Genomic DNA, 12,679 nt, shown 5'->3' with positions numbered 1-12,679 from the left:
TGTGCGTATAACGAATGTGGGCTGTAATCACTGGCATGACGCGGATTTTTTCATAGACCGTCCCGAGGGTTCGGGGGATTATCTTTTACTGCTTTTGAAGACCTCGGCGGTATTTGTTTCCGATAGGGGAGAGATGACTGCGGAGGCAGGTTCATTTATTCTATTCAAAGCGGGGACTCCCCAGTACTACCGTGCTTCGGGGGCGCGGTTCGGGAACGACTGGTTCCATTTTCTGCCCGAAAGCAGTGAGGACGAGAATTTTCTGAAAGAGCTGGATATACCATTTGATACCCCTGTGAAGATAGACAGTCTTTCGGAACTGACAGTATTCATCAGTATGATGTGCAACGAGCATTATTCGGGTGGGATATACTCCACTGATACCTGCGACCTGCTGGTGAAGCTGTTTTTTCTGAAATTGAGCGACAAGCTTCACAGGACGGGAGAAAGGGGCATGGGCAGCGGCTACGAGAAGATGTCGGTGCTGAGGGCGAAGATATACAACGATCCTGCCCGCAGGTGGAATATCGAGGAACTTGCCCACGAGATGACAATGAGCCGTTCATCGTTCCAGCACAGCTACAAAAGGCTTTTCGGGGTGACACCAATGAGCGATGTTATCGCGGCGCGTATCGAAAGATCGGAGTATCTGCTGTCTTCCACGAGTTACAGCGTCAGCAGGATAGCCCAGATGTGCGGGTATTCATCGGATATACATTTCGTAAGGCAGTTCCGTAAAGTCAAAGGTGAGAGCCCTACAGAATATCGGACTAAGGTGAAGAGCGATAGGTGAGGGGGGACATATATGAAAATGAGACTGGCATCATTCGTTATTGCGGCACTTATGCTTTGCGGCTGCGGTCATGTGAGTGACGCAGGCAGTAAGGGAACATCTGCGGTGGAGAGTTTATCTTCTGCGGCGGAGATCACTTCTGATGTGAGATCAGATGAGAGTTCTCAGGCAGTAAAGGCATATATCAGACCCGATATGCCCATGTATCTCTCTCAGCAGCAGGAGGTACTTGAAAGGGCGGGAGACCGCTTTTATCTTCTGACTAACTGCCGTTACCCCGTTTATGAGAATACCGAGGTCAGCTATTTCCCCACGGGAGAAAGGTTTTATGAGGCTTTGCTGGAGGAACTTTCTAAGGCGGAAGAGACCATATTCCTTGAATATTTCATAGTCAGAAACGGCGAGATGCTGGACGGCATACTTGATATCCTTACGGAGAAGATCGCCGCAGGGGTAGATGTAAGGCTGATATGCGACGGCTTTCAGCAGAACGACGCTTTCTGCGAAGAAATGAAGTCATACGGCATAGACTGTCGACTTTACCGCGAACCCGACCGTGTCAGCATCAACGAGCGTGATCACCGCAAGCTGGCTGTTATCGACGGAAAGGTGGCTTTCATGGGTGGCGCTAATCTGGCTGACGAGTATATCAATGTTGATTCCCCCTACGGACGGTGGAAAGATGCGGCTATACTCATGCGGGGCGATGCTGTGCGAAGCTGTACCGAGCTTTTCTTTGAGCAGTGGGAGAGCGGTGCTGAGCTTGAAAACTGTCCGGAATATCTGGAAAGATCGGAGCCTGCGGTGGCTGAGGGATTTGTGATGCCCTATGGTGAATCGCCCTATGACGGTGAGGACGCGGCGCGGGAGATATATCTGGAGATAATTGATTCGGCTGAGGATTATCTGTACATCACAGCACCGTACCTGAATATTGACGATGAAGTCGAGGACGCCATATGTTCGGCGGCGGAGCGGGGCGTTGATGTTATAGTAATAGTGCCCGGTGTGCCTGACAAGCTATATATGGAGCTTATTGCCCGCACACATTATGAGCGTATGGTGGGTGCGGGGGTAAAGCTTTACAGATTCAAGCCCGGGTTCATACATTCAAAGGTGTTTGTCAGCGATGACCATGTGGCTACGGTGGGAAGTGTGAATCTCAACAGCCGAAGCTTTTACTGTGATTTTGAATGTGGTGCTGTTCTGACGAATGTTCCCTGCATAGCGGATATCAAGGCGGATATCCTTGATACGCTGTGGGAGTGTGAGCTTATCACCGAGGATAAGATCATTCCTCTGACTGCGGGGGAAGAGGTCCGTGCCGCAATGATGGCAAATCTGAACGGTATGATGTAAAGCTATGCGGGAACCGCTTTCGCAACACGAGTAACGAAGGGCGAAAATTCGCAAGCTAACGACCGCAACAAATATCATAAGGTACGGTTTTATGTGGCTGTGATCTCTTGCAATAAAATACCTCCTATGGGTTCTGCTAAATCCATAGGAGGTGTTTTTTGCCATTGTGTGTTTTTATGGTCAGGTCTCAGTTCTGCCGAACTTTACGGACTTGCGTTTATATACCCGAAACGCTAATTCAAAAGCTTTTTGCCTTTTACGTGTGCTGCGATCCTAGTAATATCGGTAACATTTACCACTCCGTCACCATTAATGTCTGCACGCTGCTGTTCTTCTGCTGAGAGAAGTTTTTTGCCTTTGGCGTGTGCAGCTGCCTTGGTGATATCGGTGATTGTTATCGAGCCATCGCCGTTAACATCGCCTTTGACTATGGTATTACTCTCGCCTTTTTTTACGATCCTGAATGATAACGATGCGGTACCTGTATAGTTTCCCTTACCTGTGACAGTCACGGAAGCTGTACCGACATTTGTGTTGTTTGAATACGAAACGGAGTAGTCGGTGCCGCTGACAAGTGTTCTGCTGCCATCCTTTACGGTGACTTTCGGTTTTTTGGCTGTACCATCGTAGGTATAGCTCGTCTGCGAAAGATCCATGGTCAGATTGCTGATGCTTTTTTTGCTTATGGTAAAATTCTTGGTTACGGAACCGGTGTATGCACCCATACCTCTTATCGTAACGTAAGCTGTGCCGGCAGCGGTATTATCGGAGTATACGGCCGTGTAATCAGTGTCTTTTGTGAGAGTTTTTGAACCTACCTTTACTGTTACTGACGGCTGTTTAGCTGTGCCGTCGTACACATAGGAAGAAGCACTGAGGGTAACTGCATCAGCAGTTATCCTGGTTTGATTGGTCACAAGATTTACGGCATAGTTGGCTATATCGGAGTTATATTTAGAAATATCTTGCCCAAGCACCAGATTATATATCTTCTTGCGGTTTGTAAGCTTGACCGTCTGGGGAGCAGTACCGTTCATATAAACAGTATTGCCCGAACCGAATGTTATTTTACTCGTATCGCTTTCAAAATTACCGCCGACATACACCTTGCCCGCATTCATGGTTACTTTGCTTGTAGTAGCATACGAATAAGTCATTATGATAAAGTCTCCGCTGACATTAACGACATCATTGCTGTTCGTCATATCAAGACCTGCTTCTGTCGATACAAGCTCTCCTCTGCTGGTGACTCTGGCTATCCTGTAATCTCCGTTGACATTCAGTTTTCCGCCTCCAAGCTTTGTCATACCGCCCTCAGCTGTGAAAGTTCCTGTAATATTCAGCGTTCCTCCGCCTAGTTCGATATCCCTTTCAAACTGGGTCACATCACCTGTTATGGATACAGTCTTTCCGCCCATCGCCATTGTGGTGATCTTCAGACCATTCTGTGTTCTGATGTTCAGATCTGAGACGAGCGGTGTCGTTGAGTAGAAATAGCCCTCCATATCGATCGTTCTGTTATCAGTGACAGTGATCTTTGCCAGCTCTCCCTGGTATGAACACTTTATAGTCTGTATGCCCGAGCCATTGAGGTTCAGCACGGAGGTACCCATCATAGTGAAGGCATTATGATTGCTTTCAGTAGAAATATAGTCGTATACATTACCACCAACATTTATCGTACCCGCAGTGATGAGGTCATAGGTATACCAGCCGCGCCTGCCTACGGTGTTTGTCATTTTGGAATTTACGTTCCAGATAAGATCACCCGTAACTGTTATTGATGCCGATGAATTCTGCATCCTGATATACGCATAGGAACTTTCATATTCCTTGCCTATATACAGGTTGCCCTTTACCACCAGTTTACCCGTTCCGATATCCAGCATACCTGCTGTCATGTACAGGTCGCCGTTGATAGTAAGAGTATGTCCGTTGAGTATGATATCACTGTTCGTTTGCACCGAACCAGATACGGTCATGTCCGATGTAAGGGTCTTGGGTGAATCCAAGGTCACAGCAGATGCGCTTATTACCCCCGCGCTTTTCCATACCTGTTCTCCGGGCAGTACTGCTCCCGAAAAAGTCATCGTGACAGCCAAGATGCCAGCCAGCATTTTTCTCATATAAATACCTCCTCAAAATATCTTGTAAAATCTCATAAATACTCGCGAAATCTCAGTATTTCATAAAGTTATGTTCAAGAAATGAACCAAGTTATGGATGATCCAAAGCATTGAATGCCGGATTTAACGTTATCAGGGTACGGCAAACAAAACGTCTTGAGAGATCTGTTTTGACAGCCTTGATGCGACCCATATCCGTTACGGCAGCAAACCTCCTCTGTCCAACGGGATCATTCGTCACGCGAAGTCCCAACTTCCTTCGTTCTGCCTATCCATAACAGGGCGTCGGCGCAGCTCCGTTTCGAGGTCATGCCCCTTGGTAATAATTCCTGCCGACTGCCGGCTCATCCTTTGTTGTTTTCTTAGTGTTGCTTCCTCTGCAGCACCTTTCGGCGGACGCTGCCTGCAGTTTCAGCTTGTAGGTCTTACACCCGTTAAGCTGCTTGCAGCTCTTCGGGACGCCTGATGTCTCTTAACAGTTTTTCAGGATCATAGTCAGCACCACTTTTCAGTATGGCATAAAACACTCGTATCAGCTTGTTTGACAGTACCATCAGCGACTGTTTCTTTTTCAGCGGATTCGTTTTTCTGCCTGTGTAATAGTGATGTATTTCCTTGAATTCCGGATTTGTCGCTGTCAGTGATAAGACTGCCTCAAACAGAAGAAACCTAAGCCGCTTCCGCCCTCGCTTACTTATCCTTGACTGCCCTTTGTGCTTGCCCGAGCTGTTCGCAACTATTGCCTGCCCTGCAAGCTTCTGTATCTGCTTGGGGTCATTAAATCTGCTTACATCTCCGACCTCTGCGATAAATCCTGATACGGTCTTTATCCCGATGCCCTTTATCTGCATCAGCTTCTTTGCATATGGCACCTTACTGACCAGTGTTTCGATCAGCTCCATTATCTGTTCAAGTCGGTTTTGAAGTCTGTCGTAGTCCTCAAGCAGCAGAGTTATCTCAAACCTCGCAGTTTCATGTCCCTCGGTATGACCTATGCTTCGCCTTGCAGCCTCTACCAGGGTCTTAGCCCTCTTTTTACCGACTGCTCTCAGCTTGGCTTCACGCCATATCTCATTGATCTTTTCCTCTCCGAGCGCTATGATGTCACACGGCAGTGCAGCTTTTTTCAGTATCATCATACTGCTGACTGCACTGAAACTACCGTAAACGTCTTTATACTCCGGAAAGTATATCGCAAACCAGCGCTGTATGCGATTTTTGATCCGTGTGAGTTCTGCCTCTGCCTGAAACCTAAGAACGGTTGCGTTTCTTAGCTCGGCGTATATACCCTCAGGCATATACGGATAAGCGTATCTGCCTTCAATGACGAGTTTCGCAATTGTTTTGGGATCCTTCCTGTCGTTCTTGCTGGGAAGGTGATCATCAAGTTCTTTGCTTCGCTTAACGTGGAGCGGATTGACCAGTACCGGCTGCATTCCGTTATCCTGAATAAACTTAGCGAGATCGAACCAGTAATGTCCTGTCGGCTCCATAGCCGGCATAACGGTTTCTTTTCCGCTCTTTTCCATGATCCCGGTGATCCATTCAAAAAAGCCTGCGAATCCTTCTGCGTCATTTGTGAACACATAGGCCTTCTTTGAATATTCCATCCCTCTCCAGTCAAATGCTCTGGCATAGTGCTTTTCGCTGCCTACATCGATCCCGACAATTATTTTTTCTTCTCCTACTTGCAAAATCTTTTCATTTTGTGTATAATACATATAGAGGACACCTTTCTGTAGTTTGTATTACTAACTTTCGCATCGTCAGTATTTACATTCTACACTGAGGTGTTCTTTTTTGCAACCCCTTGATTTGTTTGGTTACAGGAAGCTCCGATCGATATATCTGCGCTCGCATCAGGCAATATTACACCTTTGCCCGATACCATGATCTCGCAGCTGATAAAGTTCATGCTTTCTTTTCAATAAAATAAAAAGGCAATACAAAACCGCATTGCCGTGAATACCGATATATCATCAAGGGATAACCCTCGGCAACCGGCTGTCATACCTTCACAGGCTTAGACCCTTGGCTTTGCGTCACTGCTTTTAAGCAGTTTTGCCCTTATACTATTTTATTATATCTTTTTATTTCCTGATTGTCAATATAACCAATACCACAAAAAAATGTTTATACTTTCTGCCTTATGCACAAATGTCCATGAGGCGTATAACCGCCAAGTATTTCCGATTCTGATATCACAACATCGGAGAACTGCTAACCCATCTGTACTGACATATAAGCATCGTTCATATCGGGTACTTTGTCACATTTTCTAAAGGTTCATTCCGTACCCTGCGCCTACCCCTATTACCGCAGAAAGCAGAATGATCTTGATCGGGTGTACCTTTTTGAAGGCAAGTATGGCTGCAGCAGCAAATAATCCGAGAAATACCCAGAAGCTCGCTGAAGAAAATGCCGACAGGCTGATACCCGAAGGGAAGAAAACAGTCCTTGAAACGGATATGAACGCCGCTCCGATCATGCCCACAACAGCAGGTTTCAAACCGTACATGATACCGCCGACTGCCTTGCTTTTCTTATACTTTTCAAAACATTTTGCTATTATGAGTATGATGATAAAGGAGGGCAGAACGATACCGAGTGTTGCGATGACCGCTCCGAGGACACCTCCTGTCCTCATTCCTGCAAATGTCGCCATATTTACAGCCAGCGGTCCTGGGGTACTTTCGCTAAGTGCAACGAAATCTACAAGTTCCTCCTGTGTCAGCCATCCGTGACGTTCCGCTTCTGCCTGTATCATTGCTATCATAGCGTATCCGCCGCCAAATGTGAATGCCCCTATCTTCAGAAAGGCAAGAAACAGCTCAATCAGTTCCATGGCTTTGCTCCTTTCTGTTCAGGAACGACCACAGCAGTCCGAAGGCGCCACAGCCGAGTATTACAAATACGGCATCTATTTTCAGAAATGCAGTCAGAACAAGAGAGAGCCCCATGATAACATATGAAATGGGTCCCTTTTTATTCTTCACCGATCTGAACATCATCCACAGTGCTTTCAGTATCAGCGCCAGTACGCCTGCACGGATTCCCATAAAAGCGTATCCGACTGCTTTGATACTCTTAAACTGTGTCAGTATCAGGGATATTAGCGAGATCATAAGGAACGAGGGCAGAACAACTCCGAAGGTCGCCATACAAGCCCCTGTAAATCCCGATGTCTTATATCCCACAAATGTTGCGGCATTGATGGCTATAGGTCCGGGTGTGGATTCGGAGATAGCCACGATATCGGTAACGTCCTTTTCGTTCAGCCATTTTTTGTTTTCACATACTTCTTTCTGTATAAGCGGTATCATTGCATAACCGCCGCCGAAAGTAAATGCCCCGATCTTCATGAAGGTCAGGAACAGGTCAAGATTCTTATTCACAGTATCACTCCCACAATGAGATTATACCAAATTACGCGATATACGTCAATATCTGAATATGCCAAGAAAATACTTGACATATGTCGATAAATGTATTATAATTGACATATGTCAGAAAGGAGATGCTGATATGCCCAGACCGCAGAAATCACGCCGTATCTGCTGTTATCCCGATTACTGGAGCTTTGCGCCCGATCAGGACACTATAAATGATACGGTGATAATGTCGCTTGATGAGTTTGAAACGATACGCCTTATAGATCATCAGTCAAAGACGCAGGAGCAATGCGCCAAGGATATGAACGTGGCGAGATCGACTGTTACGGCGATCTATGACACCGCAAGAAAAAAACTTGCTCAGGCTCTGGTGGAGGGCAGGCGCATTGTAATTTCGGGAGGAAACTATACTCTTGATAACAGGATCTCGGAGAAGATCACACAGAAAGGAAGTACTATTATGAGAATAGCAGTAACATATGAAAACGGACAGATCTTTCAGCATTTTGGCAGAACAGAGCAGTTCAAGCTATATGATGTTGCCGACGGCAAGATCATCAATGAGCAGATCGTCGGAACGATGGGTGCGGGACACGGTGCTCTTGCAGGATTTCTGAAAAATGCTCAGGCTGATGTTCTTATCTGCGGAGGTATCGGCGGAGGCGCACAGATGGCAATGCAGGAGGCAGGGATCGCTCTTTACGGCGGTAATATGGGAAGTGCAGATGATGCGGTTGCTTCATTCCTTGCAAATACACTGGTTCAGAACGAGAACCCGACCTGCGATCATCACGGTCACGAACATGGCGAGGGTCATTCCTGCGGAGATCATGTCTGCGGGCATAACTGATGAAAAAATGAGGTGCGTCGATCAGGCGCATCTCATTTTTTTCATTATTTATCAGGTGTCAGACGTTCACGTTTATGCCTTTGTATTTAAATTCTGTGCCGGTTCAGCGGTTTTGTGATAGACTATCATGCTTTTTCTAGGACAAATAAATTGTTAAATGAGTGAAATTTATAAAAACTATTGAAAATATTAATGCAATGTGCTATAATTGTATATAGATTAACACGGCGTTACTGTTATTATTTGGCAAAGATGCGGTGCGGGCGCTGATCTATGATACGAAATTAAATTACAAACTACCGAGGATCCACTGCTGTCGATGCTTTAAATGTATACATCAAAAAGAGAAAAACAGCAGTATTTTCAGAACGGAATACTGCTGATCATTTACATTCGGAAAATCAAAATATGTTATGTCATAATGTTTGATTTTTACAATGAATGTGAGGTGGAAAAAATGGGAAGCATATTACTTATAAGAAATAATTATCCCGAGATCCACGATGAATAGGAGGTAAGATCTTGACCGTTGATACCAAAGAAGTAGTTACCACGATCTCTTACCTGATAGGTGTCCGCAAGGATATTTTAGAGCTGAATTTTGCTGAATGCAAGGGAACTCTTGACAAGCTTTATGCAGACCGTGAAGCTACTGTTATACGATATTTGTGCAAGCTGCGTACTTCACTTTTGCAGCATTTCAAGAAAACGGACATTGCTATGCACTATGAACTGAAGAACCTCACTTCTCTTGAATGGTACGATAAGGATAATATAAGGCAGCTTGAAAAATGGGGATTTCCGATCATTCAGGCGAATTACCGTTCAGAAAAGTATATGCAGGATTTCACAAGACTGATAAATGAAAATATAGATAAATGCTCCCGCCTTTTTTACGACTGGATAATATGGGAGTATATAAGAGATCTGTTCTATATCCCGAAATACCAGAAATCAGGAGTGCTGAAAGAAGAATTTGAAAAGTACATGAAGAATATCCAGCACTATCCTTTTCAGATGTATATCCATTGGCAGCCTGCCGAACTGGGAAACATCTTATACACCGACAGGAAGTTTTTGAAACTGATATATGAAATGCACGGAGATGTTTTCACAGATCACACGAAATATCGGGACGCTGATGATGAAACAAGAAATAATATCTACGAATTTATCGACAGCTCGGAGAAAACAGCTATCGCAGTTGATTGTGAGAACAGCAACCCATTCAAGCTGTACAGTGTTCTTAAAGGTTTAAATCAGGATGAACTGGCCAAGATAGAAAAGATCACGCTGTATGATGATCCGAACACCACATCGGGTTGGGACTGGCTCTCAAAATTCACGATGATACCCGTCGAACATATCGAGATCGAAAGGGTATCCGACAGAAAATCCCTTGTAGATGTGCGAATGACCGCGAGCGTAGTTACTGATTTTTACCGTGACGGCATAACATCATTTATAATAGTATCAAGCGACTCGGACTTCTGGGGACTTATCAAAAGTCTGCCCGATGCACAATTTCTTGTAATGTACGAATACGAAAAGATCGGTTCGGCGATACAGTCCGCCCTGACACAGCACGGTATATACTATTGTGCCATTGATGATTTCTGCACGGCGGGTACGGAAGAGCTGAAGCGCACCGTGCTGTTTGCAGAGCTTGAAAAACATTTCCCGACCATTTGCGGGGAAAGCCCTCTGGAGCTGACTCATAAGATCTATGAAGCCACAAGAGTGACTGCTACCAAAAAGGAAATGGAGAATTTCTGTACCAGGTATGTAAAGACCCTGCGGCTGAAACTGGATGCGGAGGGGAAATTTGTGATCGAGATACAGAAATAAAAAAGGACGGTTTGAGCCGTCCTTTTTTATGGTGAAATATGCACCCGTTTTGATATCAGCTTAATCAGACAGATACAATATTATCAGTATGATATCTTATTATTTAACGGTTATAGAGCCGCTTCCGCAGGGGCGTTTATATGTGCCTTTGTAAGTTTTGCTGAAGAAGTTGTAGGAACCGTTGCCTACGTTCTCAGCAGGTCTGAAAATACAGCCGCAGGCATTTTGGTTAGATGCCCGCGGTTGTTTATGTTTGAATTTTTTTCAATCCTTGACAAAATGTAACATCATCTTTTCCTTGACATACAGCTATCGGTGCGGTATAATGAACTGAAATAATGTATCTCACTGAAAAAAATTTTTTGCTCAAGTGTCACAATATCATCTTCTCAGCTGTATATAGGTCAGAAAGGCAAATAAAGCTTACTGTAAAGCCTTCGGAAAACTATATTACGAAAAGAGGTATTTATTATGAAAAAGATGACAGCAATTATTATGGCACTGGTTATGGCGGCAGGTGTGACGGCTTGCGGAAATGTGAACGAGGTATCTTCAAAGGTCGGTGCTAAGATCGAAAACACAGCTGATGTACAGACTACCGATGAGCAGACAGAAGAAACTCAGGGGGATGAGGGAGCTGAAATGTGCGGTATTGATGGCGGCTGGGTTATCCCCGATGAGATAGCTATTGACAAGAACCCCGAAGCAAGGGCGGCACTTGAAAAGGCTCGTGAAACTTTGGCAGGTGCAGAATTTGAACCTGTGGCAGTTCTCGGTACACAGGCAGTTGCGGGAACGAATTACTGCATACTCTGCAAAGTTACTGCGGTATGGGTCGAACAGCCGACCTATGTGCTGGTATATGTTTATGAGGACCTTGAGGGCAATGCGGAGATAACTGACACTATGGAAATAACTCTCGGCAATCCCGAAACAGGATATGCTGAAACAGGTGTGGAGAATATTGATGGCGGCTGGGTTATCCCCGATGAGATAGCTATTGACAAGAACCCCGAAGCAAGGGCGGCACTTGAAAAGGCTCGTGAAACTTTGGTGGGTGCAGAATTTGCTCCTGTGGCAGTTCTCGGTACACAGGCAGTTGCGGGAACGAATTACTGCATACTCTGTAAAGTTACTGCGGTATGGGTCGAACAGCCGACCTATGTGATGGTATATGTTTATGAAGACCCTGAGGGCAATGCGGAGATAACTGACACTATGGAAATAACTCTCGGTGATGCCGATGAAGAAAATGGGGAAACAGGTGAGGAAACAGTGCAGATGCCTGATCCCTGGGTAGAATATTCCTCCGCTGAGGAAGCAGGCAGGGAAGCGGGATTAGCATTTAATGTTCCTGAAAAACTTCGTGAAAACAGCATTTATCTGATACAGTCTTTTGACGGACTTGCCGAGGTCAGATACGGTTCAGAGGACGATGAGATAAGCTATCGCAAGGGCAGGGGAGTCGATGATATCTCGGGTGATCACAATGACTATAAGGAGAAGGCGGCTATGCAGATAGATGACATGATCATATATCTCCGCGGAAATGGAGACAAGATGTTTGGTGCAGTATGGAACGATGATGAGTACAGCTATTCCTACTATGCCGCAAATGGAGTTTCACTTGAAACAATGCAGGAAGATATCACTGCTCTTATAAACGAAAATACAAAATAACAGGAGAACAATATGGAGATCGCATACCGGAATTATGCGCAGACGGTCTTTGAAATGCTGCGGCAGATATGCTTTGCGGTGTATCTGCCGGCAGCAAAGCCGTTTAAAAGAATGCACTCATCTGCAAGATCACAGACGGCACAGGAACAGCATCTGCGTGAGGTAATGGACAGACACGGAAACCGAATATTAAGGCTGGCATATTCCTATGTTCACAATATGCAGGACGCGGAGGAGATATTGCAGGACACCCTGATAAAAATGCTTGATTCTGCTCCCGATTTTGAGAGCGAAGAACATGAAAAGGCGTGGCTGATACGGGTGGCGGCTAATCTTTCAAAGAACAGGATAGAGTACAACAAGCTGCGGGACACAGACGAACTTAATGACGAACTGGTCGCTGAACAGCGTGATGACCTGACCTTTGTGTGGGAGGCGGTAAAGGAGCTTCCCGACAATTACCGCGAGGTGATACACCTGTTTTATGAGGAAGGTTATCAGACCGACGAGATAGCGGAAATTCTCGGGGAGACAGGTGCAAATATCCGCACAAGGCTGAAACGGGCAAGGGCGAAGCTCAAAGAGATACTTAAAGAGGAGTATGATTTCGGTGAGCAAGTATAACGAAATT

Annotated in this window: 10 protein-coding genes and 1 riboswitch; of the genes, 6 read left to right on the top strand and 4 right to left on the bottom strand. The window is 45.4% G+C overall.

Going from position 1 to position 12,679, the window contains the following annotated elements:
- Nucleotide 1 precedes the first annotated feature (1 nt).
- Both N773_RS0110020 and N773_RS0110015 read left to right on the top strand, forming a co-directional pair.
- Nucleotides 2-793, top strand: a complete 792-nt coding sequence (locus tag N773_RS0110020) for an AraC family transcriptional regulator (RefSeq protein WP_024857660.1) — start codon at nucleotides 2-4, stop codon at nucleotides 791-793.
- Nucleotides 794-805: 12 nt separating this feature from the next.
- Complete coding sequence (locus N773_RS0110015; protein ID WP_024857659.1) at nucleotides 806-2,152, top strand: phospholipase D-like domain-containing protein; 1,347 nt, start codon at nucleotides 806-808, stop codon at nucleotides 2,150-2,152.
- A 233-nt stretch (nucleotides 2,153-2,385) separates the two neighbouring features.
- Here N773_RS0110015 and N773_RS22605 read toward each other — a convergent pair whose 3' ends face one another.
- The 4 genes from N773_RS22605 to N773_RS0109990 form a co-directional block, all read right to left on the bottom strand.
- Nucleotides 2,386-4,278: a dockerin type I repeat-containing protein gene (locus tag N773_RS22605; protein ID WP_024857658.1), complete on the bottom strand. Its 1,893-nt coding sequence runs from the start codon at nucleotides 4,276-4,278 to the stop codon at nucleotides 2,386-2,388.
- Between the two features lie 434 nt (nucleotides 4,279-4,712).
- Entirely contained in the window at nucleotides 4,713-5,999 is a 1,287-nt protein-coding gene (locus tag N773_RS0110005; RefSeq protein ID WP_024856905.1) for an IS110 family transposase, read from the bottom strand.
- Between the two features lie 271 nt (nucleotides 6,000-6,270).
- A riboswitch (cyclic di-GMP riboswitch) is annotated at nucleotides 6,271-6,354 on the bottom strand.
- A gap of 202 nt (nucleotides 6,355-6,556) precedes the next feature.
- Nucleotides 6,557-7,123: a chromate transporter gene (locus tag N773_RS0109995; RefSeq protein WP_024857657.1), complete on the bottom strand. Its 567-nt coding sequence runs from the start codon at nucleotides 7,121-7,123 to the stop codon at nucleotides 6,557-6,559.
- The gene (locus tag N773_RS0109990; RefSeq protein ID WP_024857656.1) at nucleotides 7,110-7,673 is read right to left on the bottom strand and encodes a chromate transporter; all 564 of its coding nucleotides are present in this window, start codon (nucleotides 7,671-7,673) and stop codon (nucleotides 7,110-7,112) included. The genes N773_RS0109995 and N773_RS0109990 overlap by 14 nt, the downstream gene beginning before the upstream one ends.
- A gap of 130 nt (nucleotides 7,674-7,803) precedes the next feature.
- Here N773_RS0109990 and N773_RS0109985 point away from each other — a divergent pair, with 130 nt between their 5' ends.
- The 4 genes from N773_RS0109985 to N773_RS0109965 all read left to right on the top strand — a co-directional run bounded on the left by N773_RS0109985 (nucleotide 7,804) and on the right by N773_RS0109965 (nucleotide 12,672).
- Nucleotides 7,804-8,520, top strand: a complete 717-nt coding sequence (locus N773_RS0109985; RefSeq protein WP_024857655.1) for a DUF134 domain-containing protein — start codon at nucleotides 7,804-7,806, stop codon at nucleotides 8,518-8,520.
- 522 nt (nucleotides 8,521-9,042) lie between these two features.
- Nucleotides 9,043-10,368 carry an NYN domain-containing protein gene (locus tag N773_RS0109975; RefSeq protein ID WP_024857653.1) on the top strand — a complete coding sequence of 442 codons (1,326 nt, stop codon included), beginning with the start codon at nucleotides 9,043-9,045 and terminating at the stop codon, nucleotides 10,366-10,368.
- A 471-nt stretch (nucleotides 10,369-10,839) separates the two neighbouring features.
- Nucleotides 10,840-12,048 (top strand): hypothetical protein, encoded by a 1,209-nt coding sequence (locus N773_RS0109970; protein ID WP_024857652.1) that lies wholly within the window; start codon nucleotides 10,840-10,842, stop codon nucleotides 12,046-12,048.
- Between the two features lie 12 nt (nucleotides 12,049-12,060).
- Nucleotides 12,061-12,672 (top strand): RNA polymerase sigma factor, encoded by a 612-nt coding sequence (locus tag N773_RS0109965; protein WP_242840376.1) that lies wholly within the window; start codon nucleotides 12,061-12,063, stop codon nucleotides 12,670-12,672.
- Nucleotides 12,673-12,679 lie beyond the last annotated feature (7 nt).

This window comes from Ruminococcus albus AD2013 (assembly GCF_000526775.1).
Taxonomy (GTDB): Bacteria; Bacillota; Clostridia; order Oscillospirales; family Ruminococcaceae; genus Hominimerdicola; species Hominimerdicola alba_A.
The sequence above is the reverse complement of the archived record's forward strand: the minus strand, read 5'-3'. Positions and strand labels throughout refer to the sequence as shown.